Annotated in this window: 17 protein-coding genes and 2 pseudogenes; 9 read left to right on the forward strand and 10 right to left on the reverse strand. The window is 41.8% G+C overall.

Annotated features, from left to right (window positions below; translation table 11 throughout):
• The first annotated feature begins 254 nt into the window (after positions 1-254).
• The 5 genes from NSTCB13_RS18110 to NSTCB13_RS18130 all read left to right on the forward strand — a co-directional run bounded on the left by NSTCB13_RS18110 (position 255) and on the right by NSTCB13_RS18130 (position 4,290).
• On the forward strand, positions 255-671 hold the full coding sequence (locus NSTCB13_RS18110) for a hypothetical protein (protein WP_448267244.1): 417 nt from the start codon (positions 255-257) through the stop codon (positions 669-671).
• A 21-nt stretch (positions 672-692) separates the two neighbouring features.
• On the forward strand, positions 693-1,127 hold the full coding sequence (locus NSTCB13_RS18115) for an NUDIX hydrolase (RefSeq protein WP_448273364.1): 435 nt from the start codon (positions 693-695) through the stop codon (positions 1,125-1,127).
• Positions 1,128-1,416: 289 nt separating this feature from the next.
• Positions 1,417-2,520: an AI-2E family transporter gene (locus tag NSTCB13_RS18120; RefSeq protein WP_448273365.1), complete on the forward strand. Its 1,104-nt coding sequence runs from the start codon at positions 1,417-1,419 to the stop codon at positions 2,518-2,520.
• Positions 2,521-2,916: 396 nt separating this feature from the next.
• Positions 2,917-3,663 (forward strand): hypothetical protein, encoded by a 747-nt coding sequence (locus NSTCB13_RS18125; protein ID WP_448273366.1) that lies wholly within the window; start codon positions 2,917-2,919, stop codon positions 3,661-3,663.
• 9 nt (positions 3,664-3,672) lie between these two features.
• On the forward strand, positions 3,673-4,290 hold the full coding sequence (locus NSTCB13_RS18130) for a DUF4231 domain-containing protein (RefSeq protein WP_445631392.1): 618 nt from the start codon (positions 3,673-3,675) through the stop codon (positions 4,288-4,290).
• A gap of 257 nt (positions 4,291-4,547) precedes the next feature.
• Here NSTCB13_RS18130 and NSTCB13_RS18135 read toward each other — a convergent pair whose 3' ends face one another.
• The 6 genes and pseudogenes from NSTCB13_RS18135 to NSTCB13_RS18160 form a co-directional block, all read right to left on the reverse strand.
• Entirely contained in the window at positions 4,548-5,678 is a 1,131-nt protein-coding gene (locus NSTCB13_RS18135; RefSeq protein WP_448273368.1) for a sensor domain-containing diguanylate cyclase, read from the reverse strand.
• 483 nt (positions 5,679-6,161) lie between these two features.
• Positions 6,162-6,896 carry an HAD family hydrolase gene (locus NSTCB13_RS18140; RefSeq protein ID WP_448273369.1) on the reverse strand — a complete coding sequence of 245 codons (735 nt, stop codon included), beginning with the start codon at positions 6,894-6,896 and terminating at the stop codon, positions 6,162-6,164.
• Between the two features lie 131 nt (positions 6,897-7,027).
• On the reverse strand, positions 7,028-8,092 hold the full coding sequence (locus NSTCB13_RS18145; protein ID WP_448273370.1) for a 30S ribosomal protein S1: 1,065 nt from the start codon (positions 8,090-8,092) through the stop codon (positions 7,028-7,030).
• Between the two features lie 374 nt (positions 8,093-8,466).
• Positions 8,467-8,574 (reverse strand): photosystem II reaction center protein T, encoded by a 108-nt coding sequence (locus NSTCB13_RS18150; RefSeq protein ID WP_084227385.1) that lies wholly within the window; start codon positions 8,572-8,574, stop codon positions 8,467-8,469.
• Between the two features lie 113 nt (positions 8,575-8,687).
• Positions 8,688-10,219, reverse strand: a pseudogene (psbB, locus tag NSTCB13_RS18155) (photosystem II chlorophyll-binding protein CP47).
• A gap of 466 nt (positions 10,220-10,685) precedes the next feature.
• Complete coding sequence (locus NSTCB13_RS18160; RefSeq protein WP_289795423.1) at positions 10,686-11,012, reverse strand: hypothetical protein; 327 nt, start codon at positions 11,010-11,012, stop codon at positions 10,686-10,688.
• 554 nt (positions 11,013-11,566) lie between these two features.
• Here NSTCB13_RS18160 and NSTCB13_RS18165 point away from each other — a divergent pair.
• Both NSTCB13_RS18165 and NSTCB13_RS18170 read left to right on the forward strand, forming a co-directional pair.
• Positions 11,567-13,219 carry an ABC transporter substrate-binding protein gene (locus NSTCB13_RS18165; protein ID WP_448273372.1) on the forward strand — a complete coding sequence of 551 codons (1,653 nt, stop codon included), beginning with the start codon at positions 11,567-11,569 and terminating at the stop codon, positions 13,217-13,219.
• A 167-nt stretch (positions 13,220-13,386) separates the two neighbouring features.
• Positions 13,387-14,413: pseudogene (locus NSTCB13_RS18170) on the forward strand (ABC transporter permease).
• Here the strand turns inward: NSTCB13_RS18170 and NSTCB13_RS18175 are convergent.
• Positions 14,410-15,015, reverse strand: a complete 606-nt coding sequence (locus NSTCB13_RS18175) for a hypothetical protein (RefSeq protein ID WP_448273373.1) — start codon at positions 15,013-15,015, stop codon at positions 14,410-14,412. The pseudogene NSTCB13_RS18170 and the gene NSTCB13_RS18175 overlap by 4 nt on opposite strands.
• 41 nt (positions 15,016-15,056) lie before the next feature.
• A complete protein-coding gene (locus NSTCB13_RS18180) occupies positions 15,057-15,602 on the reverse strand; it encodes a hypothetical protein (RefSeq protein WP_448273374.1) in 546 nt (181 codons plus the stop codon).
• A gap of 191 nt (positions 15,603-15,793) precedes the next feature.
• Between NSTCB13_RS18180 and NSTCB13_RS18185 the strand changes: the two genes are divergently transcribed.
• Entirely contained in the window at positions 15,794-16,864 is a 1,071-nt protein-coding gene (locus NSTCB13_RS18185) for an AAA family ATPase (RefSeq protein ID WP_448273375.1), read from the forward strand.
• 302 nt (positions 16,865-17,166) lie between these two features.
• Positions 17,167-19,836: an ATP-binding protein gene (locus tag NSTCB13_RS18190; protein ID WP_448273377.1), complete on the forward strand. Its 2,670-nt coding sequence runs from the start codon at positions 17,167-17,169 to the stop codon at positions 19,834-19,836.
• Positions 19,837-20,142: 306 nt separating this feature from the next.
• Here NSTCB13_RS18190 and NSTCB13_RS18195 read toward each other — a convergent pair whose 3' ends face one another.
• Both NSTCB13_RS18195 and NSTCB13_RS18200 read right to left on the reverse strand, forming a co-directional pair.
• Positions 20,143-21,258 (reverse strand): ABC transporter permease, encoded by a 1,116-nt coding sequence (locus NSTCB13_RS18195; protein ID WP_448273378.1) that lies wholly within the window; start codon positions 21,256-21,258, stop codon positions 20,143-20,145.
• 169 nt (positions 21,259-21,427) lie between these two features.
• A complete protein-coding gene (locus tag NSTCB13_RS18200; RefSeq protein WP_448267252.1) occupies positions 21,428-22,309 on the reverse strand; it encodes an Npun_R2479 family HD domain-containing metalloprotein in 882 nt (293 codons plus the stop codon).
• Between the last annotated feature and the right edge of the window lie 29 nt (positions 22,310-22,338).

Below are 22,338 nucleotides of genomic sequence, written 5' to 3' on the forward strand. Positions count from 1 at the left end.
ATCAACGGCATCATCTGAAGAATAAAGAATTGGGAGAGTGGGAGAGTGGGAGAGTGGGAGAGCAGAGGAGCAGGGGAGCAGGAGAGTGAGAGAGTGAGAGAGTGAGGGAGTGAGGAGACAAGGGGACAAGGGGACAAGGAGATAAACAAAACTCCTAACTCCTAACTCAGCACTGGCTCAACGCCCCGCTATCCATGTACAGCACTCAGCACTCAGCACTCCCAATGCCCAAAATAAATAAATCGGTGGCTTTTATGCGACAAATAAGAAATTTATCTCTTTCTTTCTTGTACGGGCACAGTATTGTTCCTTACCGTTTGGGGTTAAGTTTTTTTCTGATAGCAGGACTTTGTAGTTGTGGTAACTTGACATCGCCTGGTTTACGTGGTGCTGGCTTAAAAATTGGTACAAATGTCACTCCAATTGGAGAAATTAAACCAAAACAAGACAATCAGGCTATAGTTTACATCCAAGGTCAGGTAGAAAAGCAAGCTCCCCTGATCAAACAATGGGCTTATAAAATTAAGGACTCAACGGGCAAAATTTGGGTTGTCACCAATCAAAAAAATCTGGGTGAAGGTTCAGAAGTTGTAATTAAGGGTAAAGTTCGCTACCGAAGTATTCCCTTAGCTGGCAAAGAATTGGGGGAAGTTTATTTAGAAGAAGAATAATTAAAAATTAAAAATAAAGATATGAACAATCAACAGGTGCACGTAGCGATCGCAATTCTCTACCAAAAAAACAAGTTTCTCATGCAACTGCGTGATAACATCCCCGGTATTCTCTACCCTGGTTATTGGGCGCTGTTCGGCGGTCACATCGAACCTGGTGAAACGCCAGACGTAGCGGTAAAACGAGAAATTTTAGAAGAAATCGGCTACGAGCTACCACCTTTTATTGAATTTGGCTGTTATCCCAACGAAAGAGTTGTCCGTCATGTCTTTCATGCACCACTCTTAGTGGAATTAAATCAACTGGTTCTAAATGAAGGCTGGGATATGGCGTTATTTACACCAGAAGATATTCGCCAAGGTAACTGTTATTCACAAAATGCTGGCGAAGTGCGACCTTTAGGGACAATGCATCAGAAAATTATGTTGGATTTTATTGAGAAAAATCCAACATAATTTGGGGATAAGTCATAAGTCATAAGTCATTTGTCATTGGGAGTGCTGAGTGCTGTACATGGATAGCGGGGCGTTGAGCCAGTGCTGAGTTAGGAGTTAGGAGTTTTGTTTATCTCCTTGTCCCCTTGTCCCCTTGTCCCCCTTGTCTCCTCACTCTCTCACTCTCCTGCTCCCCTGCTCCCCTGGTTACTGAGCGTAGTCGAAGTATGCTCCCCTGCTCCCCTGCTCCCCTACTCCCCACATCCCTAGAAGCCAAAATAAAGTTAGAACTCTTATGAGGTGATCGCTAATGCAATCAGCAAACAAACTGCCGCGATGGTTAACTATAGGATTGGCATTTCCCATTGCTATTCTCAACGGCTGGCTATTGCTCCAAGTTATACAGTATTTTCAACCCTTAGTTAGCGTTATCGCCGCCGCCATCCTACTAGCTTTTGTCTTGAACTATCCAATCCAGTTTCTCCAAGAACAAGGAGTGAAACCCAACTTAGCGATCGGGGGAGTGTTGCTTTTGACTCTGGTGATTTTAGTAGCTTTAGGCATCACATTGGTTCCCTTGATTATTCAACAACTCGTTGAACTGGCTAATATTTTGCCCAGTTGGATTGATTCTGGTACTCAGCAGCTGCAAGCTTTTCAAGATTGGGCGTTAAGTCAACAGCAACTTCCGATTAATTTAAGTGGTTTATTCACGCAAGTTCTGGAACGATTATCTAACCAACTTCAGTCCTTCACTGGTAGAATTCTTGGTTTTGCTGTCGATACCATTGGTATTGTCCTCAATGTGCTGCTAGCGGTAGTGCTGACTATATACTTAATATTGAATGGTGAACGTCTTTGGGACGGAATTTTTCAGTGGTTTCCCCCTAATATTGGGCCAAGAGTACGGGAATTACTGCGAGAAGATTTCCACAATTACTTTATCGGTCAAGCAACATTGGGAGCTGTGTTAGGGGTGACAATTACTCTGGTGTTTTTGGCGCTGCAAGTTCCCCTAGCTTTACTTTTTGGTATTGGTATTGGTTTATTTTCACTCTTCCCCTTTGGTACGGGGGTAGGTATCGCCATAGTAAGTTTGTTGGTAGCGCTGCAAAATTTTTGGTTAGGGGTGGAAGTCTTAGGTGTAGCTGTTGCGATCGATCAAATTAATTCTAATATTATTGCACCTCGAATTCTCAGCAATTTGACTGGCTTAAATCCTGTGTGGGTGGTGATTTCTTTATTGCTGGGGGCAAAGTTGGGAGGAGTACTGGGTTTGTTAATTGCGATCCCTATTGCCAGCTTTATCAAAGATACAACAGATAGCTGGCAAGCTGGAGAGTTTAATAAGATAGAGGATATAGAGTCCGAACCTGTTACGGTAATAACTGATAGAGCTGGAACTTATAGTTAAAATCCAATCATTCAGATGAACTTAAAAACTGGCGATTTTGTCTATAAATAAAGTGCAAAATCATAATTTATGATGCAAAAAAATAAGAAGCTATTAATTAGTGCATCAAAAGTTTTCCAGCAAGCAAAATAATCGTAAAAAACTTGAGTGTAAGTGTAGTCTGCACTTGTCTACGAGACACTACGCAAAGGACAAAGCTCTGTTACCACAGCAGGCATCGCCATTTACATACATTTACTTATAAAAGGAAATCTGGTAGCGCATTAATCAACGATCAACGCCGACAAAAGCATTATAAAATTCTTTATTTTTCAGGTGAAAACGGAATACAACACTTGCAGAAAATGACTGTGAGGCACTACGCTGGGAAACCTAAGCAGTCAGTATTTTTAAAAAATGAAAAGTTGTTTAAAACTTACCTTTGACAATGGGAAAACAGCACTAGCGACTCAAGTTGAGCAACCAAAAGAATTGGCTTATGCTCTTGAGGAAATAGGGCTTGGCGGTTCGCGTCCTGTTTTAGTAATAGTGGGGGGTGCAAGTAACATCAGTGAAGCTGATTTTCTTCGTATTCAACGGTTGTTTGTGGAAGTTTTAGCCCCTATGGCCGAAACGTTGGGGGCTTATGTCGTCGATGGGGGTACGGATGTAGGAATTATGCGAATGATGGGTGCGGCTCGTACTCAAATAGGTGCTAAGTTTGCTTTAGTTGGTGTGACACCTGAAGGCAAAGTGGCTTTACCTAATCATTCGGAAACTGTTGCTGATTTAACACCGTTAGAGCCAAACCATACTCATTTTGTACTAGTTCCTGGAAAAAATTGGGGCGATGAGTCTCCTTGGATATCTGACGTTGCGACTATGCTGGCCAATGATGCACCTTCAATGACAATACTCTTGAACGGTGGTGAAATTACCTTTAAGGATGCCTTTTTTAGCGTTAATAGCGACAGGATAGTTCTTGTGATTGCTGGTAGTGGTAGAACCGCAGATATACTTGCAGATGCTTTGCGTGGAAAAGCTACTGATGAACGAGCTAAAAAGCTGGCTAAATCTGGTACATTACAATACATCGACTTAATCGACATAGAGAAAGGAGTTGATAATTTAGGCAAAGTAATTAAGGGGTTACTTTCTAATTAGGAGTAAAAAATGGCTAAAAAAAATAGTTATCATGAATTTTTAAAAGAAGATTTTAACAAGTTATTTGCAGGTATTAACTTAGGTGATGTGCAAAAACATTTTTTGCGATCGCGCTGGTTAGAGCAAGTACTATGGATGGAAAGGAAGGCGAATACATCGCGCGATCGCCATTATTTTTTACGGGTAACAACTATTATTGGTGGTGTCGTTCTCCCGGCATTAGTAAGTCTAAATATTAACACTAATTTCAAACCTAACAATCGGGATAGGGATATCCTTATGTGGTTAACTTTTGGTTTGAGCCAAATAGTTGCTATTAGTGCTGCCATTGAAGAGTTTTTTCACTATGGGGAACGCTGGCGACACTATCGCCGAACAGTTGAGTCTTTGAAAACCCAAGGGTGGCAATTCTCGCAGTTGACAGGCCCTTATCGGATTTATCCAAGTCATCAACAAGCATTTAATCTATTTGCAAGTCATGTAGAAGATATTATTCAGCGAGATGTGGAAATATATGCTACTCAAGTTGTACAAGAAAAGAAAGAAGAAAAACCTAATCAGGAAGACGATATCCTTCTGCAAAATACAAAGATAACCAATTTAGAAGAGAATAAAGACGAAGAATAAAATTAATTCAATAAACTCTTCTCTGTTAGATAAAAATATAATAATAGCTATAAATAAAGTTCAGTATAGTAATCGGGATAATGAAGTTTTGATTATTGATGGACTTTATCTAAATTGCAATAAATTAACGTAATTTAAACGAATAAAAAGCTAAAAAGTATAAATTGAGAATTAGGTCAAGATAGCGGAAGAACTGTCGGGAATGAAAAAAGAGATAAAAAAGCTGAGTATTAACACTAGATATGCTTTCTAAGGGATTAAAAGCTGCTATTGTTATTGCTAGAACTTCGCTTGGCACGTTTTTGCTGGTACATTAACTCATCTGCCTGGAATATGAGTTTTTCCAATGAAACATCTTCGTTGATAACGCACTCTTGAACTCCAATACTCATTGATAGATGATAATTTCTACTTGGATTCTGATTAAATAAATCAATGTTAGTTTGTAGGCGAACACTAATTGCATTCGTATGATGTGAACATTTAGGAATGAATACAACAAACTCATCACCCCCCCATCGGGCAACGATGTCAGAATCTCGATAGGTTTGACTTAGTAAGTCTGCGGCGTCTACTATTACACGATCTCCAACTTCATGTCCAAACGTATCATTGATTTGCTTTAATCCATCTATATCTATAAATAAGAGACAACAGGGCTTGTGTAGATGATTAGCTAATTTTAATTGCCGATCTGCAAATAGAAAAAAGCCTCGTCGATTGTACGTTCCGGTTAATTCATCTGTTAGAGATAAGCGCCTAACTTCTGCCTCAACTTTTTGATGTCCTTCTATTTCTTTTTCTAATGCAGCAGTTCGATTATGGACTCTTTGTTCTAATTCATGATAAATCTGCACGTTTTCCATTGCGACAGCCGTTGTGTCTGCCAATGCCTGTAATAGCTTTACTTTTTCTACCGTTGGCTGATGTAACGTTGCCCAATATATTCCAATTGCACCGATGGGGTTACACGTTCGGATCGGCACCATTGCCAAGCTTTTTACAAAAGTCGGTTGGTAAGCTGCAAATGGAATCCGTTGATCTCCATAAATATCGCTAATCACAACGGATTGGCGGTTTTGCATTGTATACCCACTAATGCAAATACTCATCGGGAAGCGTTGCCCTTTCCATAAAGGAGCGATCGCATCTTCATCTGCGTAATAACATTGATCTCCATCTCGTAGCACAAAACTAGCCCCATCTGCCCCAGTCAACTCACGCGCAGACTTTCGTACAATCTCCATAATTTGCTCTAGCGTTCGTGCTAGTGACAATGCTTGAACAACCTCAATTAAATGCTCTATCCCCTGAACATAAGACATTTCAACTTTGACATCATTAGAATCAGAAATGATGACAGGTGAAGCAGAGCTTTGAAAATTCATGTGCTTACACCAATAAAAAATGATCGAAAATTAGTTGAGACTGCGATCGGATCGCAATGTCTTTATTCTCAAAAACAAGGTAAACGCATCTTATTTGTATAATGCTTACTGAAACCTTGGTTTAAAGCATTATTTATTTTTGGAAATAAAAATTTGAAATCCTTGTTGGATATGGATAACAGAATTTAAATGCGTTTACCCTAATTTTAAAAAATTTATTATTTTATTCTATGAGAGATATTACGGATTTCTTTAACTATCTATCTAAAGAAAGGTTGCAAAATTATATTGATATGTTAATTTAACATGATTTTTGCGAATAAAATAGAAAGCTTCTTCTCAGGTATAGACAGACACTACGGTATACTGACTTGATTTGACACAGATATTCTGTGACATAGATGATTTCTGTGTCATTTGAAAACTAATGTGTCAGAAAACGCCCCAAATGCCGTTTTTTGAGTTCATTGAACTCGCATTAAATTAATCCTTTAAAATCTTGATTTCATCAAGTTGATTAATCACCACATCTGCACCTCGGACGTTATCTGAATTACCTACCCAAGTGATACCAATACAACCTGCGGCTTTAGCATTACGCGCCATTTGCATATCCCCAACTGAATCACCTACCATCAAGGTAGCGCTCGGTTCAACTCCCAAAGCTTGGCAAGCTTGCAAAAATAGCACTGGATCTGGTTTACTTGGCCCTTCATCTACGCCCATTTCTAACTGGATATAATCGCTTAACTGGTGATTGGCTACAAAATTGCGTACTTCTTCAGTTGTCGCAGCCGAGAGAATGCCAAGTTTTAGACCACCCTCCCGCAGGTATTTCAAAATTTCTAGGCTACCTACAAACAGTGGTGAAGGAGTTTCTCCAATGTATTTTTCCGCTTCATCCAAAGCTTGACGGGCTATTTTTAAGCACTCAAACCATCCTCTTCCTGTTTCGGCAATATATGCCGCAGCCGCAACTTCTGTTTCACGGCGGCTTGCTACTGATATTAAACCTGCGGGATCTAGAAAATTGCCATTGATGCCAAATGCCATTAATAGGGGTTCCCCAGTTCCAGGAATTTTAGCATCTATTAATCTTGCTGCTTTTTGTGCTAGCGATCGCAAATACGTTTCTGAATCTTCTAGAGTACCGTTTTTGTCAAACAAAATTGCCTGGATATTATCAAAAGTGATATTTTTACATTGAATGGTTGCCATAATATTTAACTTCTAACTACTCTCAACTCTTCACTTTCACCGATTCTCGACATAAAAAAAGAGGGAAAAACCCTCTTTATAAAATGATTTGATACTCTTACTTAAAAACAAGTAAAACTATAAAAAATCTATTACTCTTCAATAGCTGCTGGAATTTCCTCTTCAATTTCCGTCGCTGCTGGAATTGCTGTTTCAAATGCCGCAACTGCTGGAATATCTTCGTCAAGTTCTGTTGCTGGTGGAATATCTTCGTCTGCAAGAACTTCCCCCGGTGTAGCCGCAGCAGTAGCACCTTGCTGCTTGGCTAATAGCTGTTCGCGATACTTAGCAGCCATTTCTTCCGCCTTATCATAAACCAAATCTCGGTTTTTAATCATGTCACCGGGTTCGGGTTCTAGCTGCTTGGTAGATAGGGAAATGCGACCCCTTTCTGCATCCAAATCAATGATCATAACTTTTACTTCATCATTGACATTGAACACGCTATGAGGTGTATCAATATGTTCGTGAGAAATCTCAGAAATATGCAGTAGACCACTGACGCCGCCAATGTCGATGAAAGCACCGTAGGGCTTGATCCCACGAACAGTACCAATTACTACTTCGCCGACTTCTAGGCGGTTCATCTTGCGCTCAACCAACGCCCGACGGTGAGATAGAACGAGGCGGTTACGTTCTTCGTCCACCTCTAGGAATTTCAACGGCAGATCCTCGCCGACCAATTCTTCTTTAGGTTTGCGGGTACTGATGTGAGAACCTGGAATAAAGCCACGTAATCCCTCAATTCGTACCAATGCTCCACCGCGATTGGTTGCAAATACGCCAGAACGGACAGTCGCATCTTCTGCTTGTAACTGCCGCACGCGTTCCCAAGCCCGCATATATTCAATACGGCGAATGGAAAGGGTTAATTGACCATCTTCGTTTTCATCGGTAAGGATGAAAAATTCGCGCGTTTCGTTTGACTGTAATACTTCTTCCGGGCTATCCACCCGGTTAATAGACATTTCTTGTATAGGTATATATGCTGCGGTTTTAGCACCAATGTCAATCAGAGCGCCGCGCGGCTCTATACTGAAAACTGTTCCTGGGACAACATCACCAGGGCTAAAATGATAATCGTATTTGTCAAGTAGAGCAGCGAAATCTTCGTGAGTGAATCCAATTTCTGTAGCGGTTAAATTCTGATTGACCATGCTGATTTGTTCCTGGTTCTAGTCTCCGTAAAGGTGGTGCGACAATTGCGATGCGTTATGCAAGCAGTACTATGGCAGCTTACACAAAACATCCTTTTTCATCCTAGCGCAGAAAAGCTAGCATTAACACATATCTACTCCCAAGATTGGAAATTATATCACAATATTTGGTCATTGGTCACTTGTACTGAGCGTTTGCGTAGCGTCTCGAAGAGAAGCCGAAGTATTGGTCATTTGTTATTGGTTAGTAGTGAGAAGCAACATAAAGGACAAAGGACAAATGACAAATGACAAACACAATAATATCCGTTGCCACCATACTTAGTAGCAACGGATATTAAGATTAAATCCGCTTAAAAGTCTGTGGATAGGATCTACTTATCTTTTGGTTTCTCAAAGCGAGGGGGTTCGCGAAATGCGATCGCAAAGAAGAGAGTACCTATACACAGAGTAAAAATCAAGATGTACGCAACGCTTTCCATATTACGATTTCCTCTTTATCCAGCCAGTTGTTAAAGTTTTTAATGCTGAGTCACCTGAGTGCTGAGTCAGAGCCTTAACTCAGAACTCAGCACTTCTTTACTCAGCACTGAAATTAAAGGGCTTCTTTCCGGCGGGTTGATTTGTCACCCACTTTCTGGAATAGACCCCCCACTCAACTTGCTCTTCCAGATCCGCGTCAACACCAGCAAATACGTCTCGGTAGATTGTCCGAGCGCCATGCCAGAGATGACCAAAGAAGAACAACAGAGCAAATACGGCGTGTCCAAAGGTAAACCAACCTCTAGGACTGGTGCGGAATACACCATCAGAGTTCAGGGTTTCCCGGTCAAATTCAAAGATTTCACCGCCTTGAGCCTTACGAGCGTACTTCTTCACATCGGCTGGCTCTGTAAAGGTCTGACCATTTAGATCGCCACCGTAGAAACTAACGGTGACACCAGACTGCTCGAAGCTATACTTAGATTCTGCCCGACGGAAGGGAATGTCAGCGCGGACAATTCCATCGGCATCAGTCAAAACCACTGGGAAGGTTTCAAAGAAGTTGGGGAGACGACGCACGGTCAATTCTCGTCCTTCGGAATCTTTGAATACGGCGTGACCTTGCCAAGATTGAGCAATGCCATCACCCTTTACCATTGGCCCTGTACGGAATAGACCGCCTTTGGCGGGGCTATTACCGACATAATCATAGAAAGCCAATTTTTCAGGAATCTGCGACCAAGCTTGCTCAAGGGTTGCACCTTGGCTAACGTTTGTTTGGACGCGGCGCTGAATTTCTTGACGGAAGTAGTTTTGATCCCATTGATAGCGGGTAGGGCCAAACAATTCGATGGGAGTGGCGGCGTTACCGTACCACATAGTACCAGCAACCACGAAAGCAGCAAAGAAGACTGCTGCAATACTGCTAGAAAGTACTGTTTCGATGTTCCCCATCCGCAGAGCTTTGTAGAGCCGTTCGGGGGGTCTAACTGTCAGGTGGAATAAGCCTGCAATAATACCAACAACACCAGCGGCAATGTGGTGAGCCGCAATGCCACCAGGGTTATAGGGGTTAAAACCATCTGGGCCCCATTCTGGTGCTACTGCCTGGGCAGCGCCAGTTAGACCATAAGCATCAGAAACCCATATCCCCGGTCCAAATAGTCCGGTGACGTGAAAAGCACCAAATCCAAAACAAAGGAGACCAGATAAGAACAGGTGAATGCCAAACATTTTTGGCAAGTCGAGAGCGGGTTCACCAGTGCGGGGATCTCTAAAAAGTTCCAAATCCCAGTAAACCCAGTGCCATACGGCGGCTAGAAATAGCAGACCGGAAAGAACAATATGAGCGGCAGCAACGCCTTCAAATGACCAAAAGCCAGGATCGGTTGATGGCCCACCAGTAACGTTCCAACCACCCCAAGATTGAGTAACACCCAAACGTGACATGAACGGCAAGACGAACATTCCTTGACGCCACATTGGGTTAAGAACTGGATCGCTAGGGTCAAAAACAGCTAGTTCGTAGAGTGCCATCGAACCAGCCCAGCCAGCTACTAAGGCTGTGTGCATTAGGTGTACAGAAATCAGTCGCCCTGGATCATTCAGAACGACTGTATGTACTCGGTACCAGGGTAGTCCCATCGACTACGCTCCTCCTCGATGAGTTAGTTTACAAACCAATTTTCTTACTGAGGTTATGAAAGACGAAAATCGCCACTCATAAAACTCTCTCTTGTTTTTTGTTATTGCCACCAGAGTATCACCACAGCTTAGTCTTAATAAGTCAGACAGCGTGGGTGCTTTGGCAATGCTTACTCGCTTCGGGAGGTTTACCTATGTTAGGGTAGCCATCGCCAAGCAAAAATGAGAATGTTTTAAAAAGTGTAACTATTGATGGAATTGTTTGCAAGCGTGTAAATTGATGCGATCGCGTAGCATCTCCAAGTTTTTTCGCTACCAATACCCGTCGAGGATGAAATTTGCTTATCTTTTCTTTACGATGAGAGGGGAGGCAGGGGAGCAGGGGAGCAGGGGAGCAGTTGCAGTAAGTAAGTTGTTTCCCCTCTGCCCCTCTGCCCCTCTGCCTCTTGTACCCCATGCCCACTATCTACTGAACAACCAAGTGGATATTTTGCAGTTGACACTTCGCCTCGGCTGTACCCAGGCGTTCGATTACCTGTTCGGCGCTCATCAGACGCTTGAGTACTACTTGACCGATGGTCTGACTACCAATTACTGGTGTTGTTGGCTTCACTTCCACGGTTAAAACGGCTTCTTCAACTCGATAAAGCCAGAGCAATTCATTTTCTTCGACTAAACAAATATTCATTCGCTGAATATCTGGTTGGCGTCGCCATGCGGTTATTTGCCAGAGTCCATCAGATGCCCAGACTCTTGCAACTGCCCATCCCTCAGATAGAAAGAAATACTTCACGGTCTTAGTCTCACTATTTCGACTTTCAATCTGCTGTTAACAATATCGCGATCGCTTTAGTCGCTGATGTTCAAACACACTTCTTTTTGAGAATACAGCCGATCTTGACGAGAAAACCCTTTGTCGGTGTCTGTTCCCAAGTAGCAACAAGTAAAATCTCAACGTACACTACTTGGGTTAAGTGTCAAAGCTTAACAAATACCCATTTTTTTAGTAAATATGAATTTACGACAAATTTAACCAACTGTTAAAAAATTTAATTACATAAAAACTTTTCAATACTTAACAAATCTTAAATATTAAATTTTATATTTTATTAATGATTTTTTGTAACAAAATAGTGCATAGGCGTATCCCAATACTGCTCGGTTAACCATTTTTAACTCGGCATAGGGTTTGGGGAAAAGGTTAATGGGTAAAGGTTAAAGGTTTTTTCTTTCCCCTTTTCCCCAAAACCCGACAAGTATTGGAACCACTATAAATTGTGAAGATTCAGCATAAGAGTCACAAATGTAGTAAAATTGCTGACCGCTGAGATCAAATATATTATTGCTATGACCTGGTTTTCCTTGTTCGTGAAACGATGGGGTCGAATTACACAATTCCTATCTTTGTTCTGTCTATGTTTATTTTTAGTTGTTAGTTGCGCTCCTCGTCCGCAGTCAACTACGCCGCCATCTGGTTCTGTAAATACCCCTACAGGTGATGGTCGGATTACTATCGGTACAACAGCCAAGCCAAGAACCCTCGATCCGGCTGATGCTTATGAGTTAGCAGCTTTGGGTTTAGTGTTTAATATGAGCGATCGCCTCTATAATTACGAATCAGGAAGCACCGAAATTAAACCCCAACTAGCTACAGCATTACCCAAAGTCAGTCAAGACGGCTTAACTTATACCATCCCTTTACGCCAAGGTGTAGTTTTTCACGATGGAACTCCCTTCAACGCTCAAGCAATGGCGTTTACCATCAACCGCTTTATTCAAAATAAAGGAAAACCTTCTTTCTTACTAGGGGATATAGTAGATTCGGTAAAACCGACAAGCGAATATGAGTTAACCATCAAGCTGAAAAAGCCATTTGCAGCCTTTCCTTCACTGCTGGCCTTTCCTGGAGTGTGTGCAGTTTCGCCTAAAGCTTACGAAGTCGGCGCTGGTAAATTCAAGCCAAATATTTTTGTGGGGACTGGCCCTTACAAATTAGGACAGTATGGTACTGATTCCATCCGATTTGATGTGTTTGATAAATATTGGGGAGAAAAACCAGTTAACAAAGGTGTTAATCTCCAAATTCAAACTAGTCCGGTTAATTTGTTTAATGCTTTCCGTACAGGTGCAATCGATGTAGCTTATCTGTCGCTGCAACCAGATCAAAATCGGAGCTTGGAAGAAGGTGGTAAAAAAGGGGATTGGCAAGCGATCGCAGCTGAAGGTAGTGTAGTAAGTTATCTGGTATTAAACCGCAATCAAAAGCCTTTAGATAAATTAGAGGTAAGACAAGCGATCGCCTCCTTAATTGACCGTCCACTTTTAAACGAGCGAGTATTATTTGGTCAAGCAGATCCGCTTTATAGCATGATTCCCACGACATTTAAAGTTTCTGTGCCATTATTCAAAGATAAATATGGTGATGCTAACTTCGATCAAGCTAAAAAATTGTTAACTACTGCTGGCTTCTCCAAAGAAAATCCTGCAAAAGTGCAAGTTTGGTATCCTTCTAGTTCACCTACTCGTAGTTTGGCAGCACAGACACTCAAATCTCTTGTGGATGTCAAAATGGATGGAATACTGCAATTTGAAGTTACCCAAGCGGAAGGGCCTGCCTTCTTTAAAGACATTGCTAAGGGTTTGTATCCAGCAGCTTTACTTGATTGGTATCCAGACTTTTTAGATCCAGATAATTACGTCCAGCCATTTTTATCTTGTGACAAAGGTTCAACTGTTAAAGGATGCGAAGATGGAGGCAGTCAAACTCAGGGTTCGTTCTACTATAACGAAACTATAAATAAACTGATTGATGGGCAACGCAAAGAACAAAACCCCGAAGCGCGCCAGAAAATCTTTAACGAAATTCAAACGCAAGTAACTACTGATGTACCTTACGTTCCCTTATGGCAAAACAAAGACTATGTATTTGCCCGAAATGGTGTTAATGGCGTAAAACTTAACCCTACCCAAATTTTGGTTTACCAGACAATTAAAAAATAATTCGTAGTTGATAATTCGTAATTCGTAATTTAATTTTTTGAGGTTTAAATTCCAACAGCTAAAAGCCACAAATTTGACAATTTAATGTGGTGAAAAGCCCAAATATTACGAATTACGAATCACAAATTACGAATTACGAATTACGAATTAAGAATTAAAAATTACTTATGTCTCGTTCTAAAGCTTTACAATATTACATTGTTTCTCGGTTGCTTCTTGCGCCACTTCAGCTATTAACTATTATCACCATTGTATTTCTCTTATTAAGAGCAACACCAGGAGATCCAGCAGATGCAATTCTCGGTGGACGTGCGCCCGAAGCAGCTAAAGAAGAATTGCGAAAACAACTCGGTTTAAACCTTCCGCTGTGGTTACAGTACCTCAATTATTTGGGAAATTTGTTGCGCTTTGATTTGGGAAGTTCTTTGTTGAGTCGGGGAGAGAATGTTTGGGACATTATTGGGCAATATTTCCCAGCGACGGTGGAGTTAGCAGTATGTAGTATGGCGGTTGCACTCATCGTCGGCATTGCGGTTGGGACTCTTTCGGCTTCTCGTCCTGGGACATATTTTGATGTCGGCGGGCGCTTATTTGGGATCATCACTTACGCGCTCCCCATGTTTTGGGCGGGAATGCTTTTGCAGTTGATTTTCTCAGTCCAACTCGGTTGGTTTCCCAATTCAAACCGCTTTCCGCCCAATCTTCCGGCTCCCACTACTGTGACTGGATTGTATACAATTGATAGCTTACTCGGTGGAAATTTCACTCAGTTTTTCGCATCTTTGCACCATCTGGCTCTACCGAGTCTCACTTTGGGAATTTTGCTCAGTGGAATTTTTGAGCGAATTGTGCGAGTGAATTTAAAGCAAACCTTGCAAGCCGATTATGTAGAAGCGGCTAGAGCTAGAGGTATTGGTGAAAATAAGATTTTAGCCTCCCACGCTTTAAAGAATGCCTTAATTCCAGTAATTACAGTCTTGGGATTAACTTTTGCATCTCTATTGGGTGGAGCGATTTTGACAGAGGTAACATTTTCTTGGCCTGGTTTGGCTAATCGACTGTATCAAGCGATCGCCGATCGCGATTATCCCACAGTCCAGGGAGTATTGGTATTTTTTGGTGCGATCGTTGTCAGCGCCAGCATTTTGATTGACATTTTAAATGCTTATGTAGACCCCGCGAATTCGATATTAAATTTCTTGAGAAATACCACTGGCTAAAATCCCCAGAATTTTATTCACATCTTTGAGATAATATTCGCTTAAATCAATGCTCAATGTTTGTGCTTCTAGTTTCAGGAATTGCCAAATACTGCCCGTTGTGACTGCACCATAAATTGTTTTAATCTCACTTGCAGCTTGCTCATTAAATATTTGGGCTGCTACCATTTCGGCTGCACACTGACCCAAACCCGCATTAATATTTTCTTTTTTAGCTTCTACAACTGTAATTACTGGTGCTGTCAAAATTAGAATTTCTGGAGATTTAGTAATAATAAAATCGCAAGTACCATTTAATCCTTTGGCATTATCGACAGTGAAATCTACTCCAGAAAATAAACCAATTTGTTCGTGTAATTGTCGGCGTAAATCAACTAAAATTGGCGCAATAATTAACTCAGAACGCGCTTTTTCACTATTACTACCTAAAGCAATATCCAGGTTATAATTGAGTGTTTCTACAAGTAAATTACTCGCTGTTAACTCAGTAACGGGAGCGAAAATATCGCGTTTTTCTAACGTGGTTAAACTAAACTCTTGTTTTGCTTTAGCTAAACTAAACTCGCTGTAAGCCATAGAACTATTACTCTTTCTCGCTTTGAAATAGAAAACTGAAATCACCGCCCAACATCCAAATTAAAATAGAAACTACTGTCTACAATTCTGTTGCTGCCAACATATTTGACAATAGATATGCTAACTCGGTGCTGTCCTGGTTCAAGCTTCCAAGTTTTTTGAAAGTTACCAATATTATGACAATCAGCACTAATTGGGAAGTTACTAGGAGTGAAAAATCTATTTTTATAACTCTCAACTCCATTTGGAAACAAATAAACTTTTACTTCTACTCGATTGACTGGAGCTTTAGATGGTATGCAATAAGTTAGATTTGATAATCTTAGAGTATCTCCAGCTTTTAGAGGTATGCGATCGCGATTTGTCACTTGCTGAAGTTCGTTGCTATTAACCTGCACTGTAAGATTGGCGACACAGACTTTATCGGCAAGAACTTTGTCACATATTGCAGAGGTGGCGGTGACAAAAGGCTTTGGTTCTGAAGCAGATTTTTTATCCCGCTCAATTAATGCAGGCGCTATCGTGGCTAGTATGGCACTGGTAGCAGCGATGAGAGCAAGTACAAGCTGTTGTCTAAAAGTTGCCATTTTTCAAACTCCTCGACTTTTTTTGGTATAACACCATCATCACTTGAAACATAAGCTCTATAGGTAGGCGCTAGTAGGGAGTTTGAGTGATTAAATTGTTGTAAGGTAAAGTAGGCAAATGTAGGTTTGTAGAGTAAAGTATTACACTACTGACTGATTTTAACTTTGCTCTGCCAATTCACTTACACCTAATGGACTCACAAAAAGCATTAACATTCATTAATAAGCTACTTGCAAACGATAAGCAAGTCTTAAATGACTTAGAACAAAAGCTCTTTTTAGGGATGTGGGAAGGGAAGGAGTATACAGAGATTGTTAATGATGGCTCCTATAGTGAAGAATATGTGAGAGAGGTGGGTGCAAAGTTATGCAAAAAAATTACACAACTTCTAGAAATAGAAGTTAAAAAAAGAACTTTTAAAAATTCAATAATAGTAGGATATCAAAAGTATTTAGAAGAAGCTTCACTTTCCCAAGAACCAATTGTAGAACCAACTAATCCACCACTAAAAGATGAATCACACTCAGCTAATCCATTACAGCAAAATCATAATCCTTTTATTCCCCAACACGGCAGAATAGAAGACCCACAACAGTTTTTTGACAGGAAGCGCGAAATATCACGGGTATTTGAAGTACTTAACAGTAATAGTAGTGTTGCGCTCATAGGAGAAGAAGGAATCGGCAAGTCATCTTTGTTATGGGTGATTTGCCAACAGGCAAAAAATTATTTACAGTTACCACGCGAGCCAGTTTTTTTAGATTTAAATAATGGAGTTCATGATGAAGATGAATTCTACTTTGCTTTGTGCGATAAAATTGGTATTCCTGAAAGCAAAGGCTATAGACTAACTCGCAATTTGCAAAATAAAAAAGTGCTATTAGCTATAGATAATTTAGGAAAGTTAATTGAAAACGGCTTTACTCGCCAAGTTAGGGATCAATTGCGCGGTTTAGCTGAAGGGCGTGATGCTTCTTTGCGGTTGATTTTAGCTGCTAGCGAACCTCTGGACAAGCTATTTAACGACAGTCAGGATAATGGCAAAACATCTCCACTGGCAGGTATTTGCCAAGAGGAAAATATAAAACCTTGGGATGAAATCAGCGCCCGTCATTTTATTACCAGCCGTTTGGCTAAAACTTCAGTGAGTTTTACTGAAGAGGAAATCATCCAACTCATCCAACAAAGTGGCGGACATCCTCGCAAACTGATGCAATCGTGTTATCAAACTTATTCGCGGTATGTGGAGAGTTTGCAATGAATGACACCGCTTTGACCCTCTCCCCCAACCCCTCCCCTACAAGCTACGGTGTACACACAAGTTATCGAATTACCCCACCCTAACCCTCCCCTTGGAAAGGGGAGGGAACTAGATTTTCTTGTTTCCCCCCTTTCCAAGGGGGGATTAAGGGGGGTAAAACCGGGATCTCAAAGTAACTCCGATTTATGTGTACACGGTAGCCTACAAGGGAAGGAGAACAAGATTACTTATATTTCCCCTTCCCTCAGAGACAAAGGGGCTGAGGGGTTAGGTTCTTCACGGGTGATGATGGAGGTTGAATAATGACCCCAGTACCCCGCCTAGACTTAGCGCCCAAGTTGAAGCGTCCCCTCTCGCTGTGGAACCCCTTAGATTATCTGCGCCTTTTGTATTGGGTTTTTTTCTTTCCCCAGGCTTTGCGGTGGTATGTGGACAGATTCGGGGGTGGGTATATTCCTAAAAGCGAAATGAATTGGCGGAAGAGATGGGAGTTATTGCGTCAAAATACTATCCAATGTCAGTTACTTTTTCAAGGATTAGTTTTAACAGTAATTACACCTGTAGCTATAGGTTTAATTTTTCAGACTCTAAATATTTCCGTTAACTGGTTCGCCGTGGCGTTAGGGGTTGCGTTAGGGGTTGCGTTAGGGGTTGCGTTAGGGGTTGCGTTAGGGGTTGCGTTCGGTGTGGCGTTTGGTGTGGCGTTCGGGGTTGCGTCAGGCGTGGCGTCAGGCGTGGCGTTAGGGGTTGCGTTAGGGGTTGCGTTCGGTGTGGCGTTTGGTGTGGCGTTTGGTGTGGCGGTGGCGTCAGGCGTGAGGGAAAACGTGCCGTTAAGCGTGTTGATGTTGGCGTTTGGCGTGTTCAACTTGTCCAACGTGGCGTTCGGCGCGTTGAGCGTGGTGTTGAACAAGTTCAACGTGGCGTTTGGCGTGGCGGTACTACGTCCAGAAACTTGGCTTATTGGCTCACTTTTAAACCTGCGAATCATCCAAAACGGTAGTTGGCTATTCTCTCGCACTACTCCGCTTCCTCTTCCTAATCTTGTCTGGCACTTGGAAAATTGGCTGCAAAATGATTGGGAAATAGGTTTACATAATACTAATGAACTGCTGGCATATACCTTACAATTCATTCCTGTTGTCCAAGCAGTCAATAGAGTACTTGCCAAAATTCCCTCAGACCAAATTATTTGGACTGTCTCTCGACTGGCGGCAAATCCTTTTGATTGGAATATAGTACATTTTGCCTCAGTTTCTCTAGATGAAATCCTAAAATCAACGTTTATCAAAAGTTTCTTCCACTCCTCCTTGTTCTTTTTCTTGTCTTGTTCTTGGGAAGAGGGTTTACAGCGTCGTCTTAATTGGGAAGAGGGTTTACAGCCTCGTCTTAATACAGATACTTGCTTATATATTCCTGCTCGTGTTGCTGCGGCTGGTTTTTGGCATCTACATGAAAAACAACCAGCGAAAGCAGTAAAGGCTTTTACAATAGTGCGTTCTCTTCTCTATGGGGAGGAAATGTTTACCCTTGCCCAAACTCTAACAGCGTTTCAGAAAGCTCAAACATCAGCGTCTATTGCTGCTATCCAAGTTCCTCCTTTTCCACAGGAACCGCTTTTACGTCCAATTACTTGGAAAGTCCTTGCTAATCTGCGTCTAGTTGTTGAAGATGTCCAGTTTGTAGAGCGCAGTGTCTCACGTTCAGCCAGGTCTTTAGCTCTTAATCGAGCATTAGGCGAACTAACAAAAATCCTAAATCAAGCCGACACCTTGCCGCAAGCAGAGCAAGGGTTAATAATAGATATCGCTCAAAGTTGGCAAAAAAGCCTTTTACAAATCACTGGTGAAGTGGGAGAAATTTCCATCACCAAGCCTGTGGTTAATCCTTATGTTGTAGGCGACCCCGTTCAAGGTCATCTCTTTATTGGGCGAGAAGATATCATCAGACAGTTAGAAGAACTCTGGGTCATGGGTAATCAACTCCAGTCTGTAGTTCTCTACGGTCACAGGCGCATGGGCAAAACTTCTATTCTGCTTAACGCTGCTAACTGTCTAGGCTCACAAATCCAGCTAGCATACGTCAACTTGCTACGTTTGGGGGATAGTCCGCAAGGTGTGGGTGAAGTACTAATGGCAATTTGTGATGAAATTTCTCAAACTGTAAAACTTCCAGCACCAGCTGACGCTGATTTACTAAATCTCCCCTACCGGACTTTTGAACGTTATTTGAAACAGGTTGAAGCAAAGCTAAACGGTGGGTTAATCATCGCCTTAGACGAATTTGAGAAAATTGAAGATTTAATAGAAGCGAAAAAAATTCCTATCGAGTTTATGGGTTTTCTGCGCGGTTTGGTGCAAATGAGTTCTAAAATCGCCTTTGCCTTTGCTGGGTTGCACACTTTGGAGGAGATGACAGCAGATTATTTTCAACCTTTCTTTGCTAGCGTCATTCCTATTCATGTAGGCTTTCAAAAACGTGCAGCTACTCGCCAAATTCTTGCTAACCCAGGTAATGAAGACTTCCCCCTCGACTACATCCCGGAAGCTTTAGATGAAATTTATGCTTTGACACATGGTCAACCATATTTAGTACAACTACTGGGTTTTCAGCTAGTACGCCGCTACAATGACTTTGTTTTTGAGCAAGGGCGATCGCGCGACCCAGTTTTCACAGTAGAAGACGTGGAAGCAGTTATCAATAACCCTGAGTTTTTCAAACGGGGACGCTACTACTTTGATGGGATTTGGGGTCAGGCGGCGCGGGGTGCTGAGGGTCAACAAGCGATTGTACAAGTGCTTGCACCTCACCCAGAAGGGCTAAGTCTGGATGCCTTAGCTCATTCTACAGGTATGAACGACACCAATTTACAGGAAGCGCTAAATACTCTGAAGCGTCATGATGTCGTTGAGGAAACTCAGGGAAGTTGGCGGATTATGGTGGAACTTTTTCGCCGTTGGGTTTTGCAGCAGTAGAGTACGAGCGATGCCTACGGCTGGCTACGCCTACGCATTTGTTATTTCGGAGTTCGCAAAAGCTATTTCGGAGTTCGCAAAAGCTATTTCGGAGTTCGCAAAAGCTATTTCGGAGTTCGCAAAAGTTATTTCGGCGTTCGCAAAAGCTATTTTGGAGTTCGCAAAAGCTATTTCGGAGTTCGCAAAAGCTATTTCGGAGTTCGCAAAAGCTATTTCGGAGTTCGCAAAAGCTATTTCGGAGTTCGCAAAAGCTATTTCGGAGTTCGCATTTGTTATATCGGCGACTCCATTTGCTATTCTAAAAGCTTATCTTCTTAAACTACGCGGATCGAGGGCATCTCTCAGCCCATCACCGAGTAAGTTGAATGCCAACACTGTGAGGATAATCAGCACAGCCGGCGGCCAAATTAGCCAAGGTTGCAACACCAAAATTGAAGCATTGCTAGCCAGAGATAACATATTGCCCCAAGAGGGGTCTGGTTGTTGAATACCCAAGCCGATGAGACTCAATATCGCTTCTGAACCAATAAAGCTGGGAATTGCAAGAGTCGCAGAGATAATTACATAACTAGCCGTTTGCGGTAAAACATGACGGATAATGATATAAATTGGGTTCGCGCCCATTGCCCGCGCGGCTTGGACAAATTCTCGCTCTTTAATTGATAGTACCTGTCCCCTAATCACCCGTGCTAAACCAGCCCAGCTAATCACCGAAGTAATCACCACAATCAGCAAAAAGCGCTGGGTACTACTTAAACCTGCTGGTAAGACTGCGCCCAATGTTACCAAAAGATAAATACTAGGGAAAGTCATTAGCACTTCTGCCAAACGCATAATGATGCTATCAGTCACACCGCCGAAATAGCCAGAAATCCCCCCGATGAGCAAACCGAGGGGATAGGTAATAATAATGCCAAAAATGCCGATAAACATACTGATGCGACCGCCATGCAGCAAGCGACTAAATTGGTCGCGGCCTTGGTCATCAGTACCGAAAATATTTAATTTTGCACCAGTTGTTGTACCAAATAAATGCCAATTTAAGGGAATACCAGGAAAGATTGTGACTTCATCCCACGTAGGCGGTAATGGCAAACTCATCTGTAACAATCGGTATTCTGACCCGGAGACAAATAGACGCAGAGGCGAAGGCTTTTTCGAGTCTACAATGAGTTCGCGATCGCCTGTATCTAAATTCGTATCTCCTTGAGTCGTCGGATAAACATAAGGGCCAATAAACTGCCCTGACTGAGAAACCCAGTGTATCTTCGTTGGTGGCAGCAGTGAACCATTAGGCTGTGAAGCATAGGGGTCATAAGGAGCTACGAAATCAGCTGCAATTACTGCTATATAGAAAATTAACAGCAAAGTTACCCCAAATCGTGCCAAAGGATTTTTCTTAAGTCGTCGCCACCAATCCATAGTAGTTAGGAGTTATAAGTTAGGAGTTATGAGTTATTAAGTTTTTATCTTAATTCATAACTCATGATTAATAATTTTCAACTCCCAACTTTTGTACAGACAAAGGTTAACCCTTGTCTCTACTCCTATTTTGTACAGACGCGATTAATCGCGTCTCTACTTCCAACTCCTAATTTTTAACTGCTAACTTCTCCAAATACCGCTGCTGTTCTTCCTGTTGTTTTTGATGTTCTACAACAAACACGTTTGAGTAAAGATTCGCGAGAATTTGTTTTCCCTGTTGTGTCAATGATAGATAATGCAGTCCTTCTTGGATATAAGGATATACGCCATTCCAGTAAAACTTAGCGTAGTTGTTACGCAAATCGGCAGGGGTATTATAGCCCAAAACTTTATTTACACCAGTTTCTTCAAATTCGTAAAATAAAGAAGTAATTTTCTTCAGGTAACGTGGGTCGCTTAGTTGACCAATCAAATCAGCAGCACGAACTAATCCTGCAAAGCACTTCGTATCTTGATGATCTTCCGCCGCAGGTACGGGAAATCGAGTCAATTCAATATTGCTCTTAATTGCCTCAGCATCGATTAACTTGTGACCTCCAAACCGCTCATCAATAAACAGCTTGGCTCTATCAACATGATACGGTGTCAGACTGGCATCAGAAGCACCAGCAGCCACAGAAATCATTTTGCCATTTTTACCTGTGGCATATAAGTTTGCTGTTTCTCGGTCTTGTCGGCAAACTCCTTTAACATAGCCAATATCATGACTGACTAAAGAAATAATACAATGTAACCAGTCTTCACTAGAAACACCGCCTTCCCTGATGTGTTTGCCACGTAAAATTTCTTGTCCCACCAGGGTGACTAAGACAGTGTGTTCAACATTGTGGTAAAGGGCATCGCTATTGGCAATGTTTTCCAAAGCCATGTTACCCGCCCAGGCGATAATATCCTGATAATCATGTTTAAAGCAGCCATAAGTGCGGCGATAGCCGTCTCGAATTTCATTTACGAAGGCATCAATTAAAATTTCAGTGGCATTGAACATATCTGGTGACTCTGGTATATACCAATTTT

The sequence above is a fragment of the Nostoc sp. DSM 114160 genome (assembly GCF_053470305.1).

What these genes read in the sequence shown, in the direction of transcription:
- NSTCB13_RS18200 (WP_448267252.1), bottom strand. Translation starts at nt 22,309, where the DNA reads ATGTTCAATGCCACTGAAATTTTAATTGATGCCTTCGTAAATGAAATT.
- NSTCB13_RS18120 (WP_448273365.1), top strand. Translation starts at nt 1,417, where the DNA reads ATGCAATCAGCAAACAAACTGCCGCGATGGTTAACTATAGGATTGGCA.
- NSTCB13_RS18195 (WP_448273378.1), bottom strand. Translation starts at nt 21,258, where the DNA reads ATGGATTGGTGGCGACGACTTAAGAAAAATCCTTTGGCACGATTTGGG.
- NSTCB13_RS18180 (WP_448273374.1), bottom strand. Translation starts at nt 15,602, where the DNA reads ATGGCAACTTTTAGACAACAGCTTGTACTTGCTCTCATCGCTGCTACC.
- NSTCB13_RS18130 (WP_445631392.1), top strand. Translation starts at nt 3,673, where the DNA reads ATGGCTAAAAAAAATAGTTATCATGAATTTTTAAAAGAAGATTTTAAC.
- NSTCB13_RS18150 (WP_084227385.1), bottom strand. Translation starts at nt 8,574, where the DNA reads ATGGAAAGCGTTGCGTACATCTTGATTTTTACTCTGTGTATAGGTACT.
- NSTCB13_RS18135 (WP_448273368.1), bottom strand. Translation starts at nt 5,678, where the DNA reads ATGAATTTTCAAAGCTCTGCTTCACCTGTCATCATTTCTGATTCTAAT.
- NSTCB13_RS18110 (WP_448267244.1), top strand. Translation starts at nt 255, where the DNA reads ATGCGACAAATAAGAAATTTATCTCTTTCTTTCTTGTACGGGCACAGT.
- NSTCB13_RS18190 (WP_448273377.1), top strand. Translation starts at nt 17,167, where the DNA reads ATGACCCCAGTACCCCGCCTAGACTTAGCGCCCAAGTTGAAGCGTCCC.
- NSTCB13_RS18115 (WP_448273364.1), top strand. Translation starts at nt 693, where the DNA reads ATGAACAATCAACAGGTGCACGTAGCGATCGCAATTCTCTACCAAAAA.
- NSTCB13_RS18175 (WP_448273373.1), bottom strand. Translation starts at nt 15,015, where the DNA reads ATGGCTTACAGCGAGTTTAGTTTAGCTAAAGCAAAACAAGAGTTTAGT.
- NSTCB13_RS18165 (WP_448273372.1), top strand. Translation starts at nt 11,567, where the DNA reads ATGACCTGGTTTTCCTTGTTCGTGAAACGATGGGGTCGAATTACACAA.
- NSTCB13_RS18185 (WP_448273375.1), top strand. Translation starts at nt 15,794, where the DNA reads ATGGACTCACAAAAAGCATTAACATTCATTAATAAGCTACTTGCAAAC.
- NSTCB13_RS18140 (WP_448273369.1), bottom strand. Translation starts at nt 6,896, where the DNA reads ATGGCAACCATTCAATGTAAAAATATCACTTTTGATAATATCCAGGCA.
- NSTCB13_RS18145 (WP_448273370.1), bottom strand. Translation starts at nt 8,092, where the DNA reads ATGGTCAATCAGAATTTAACCGCTACAGAAATTGGATTCACTCACGAA.
- NSTCB13_RS18125 (WP_448273366.1), top strand. Translation starts at nt 2,917, where the DNA reads ATGAAAAGTTGTTTAAAACTTACCTTTGACAATGGGAAAACAGCACTA.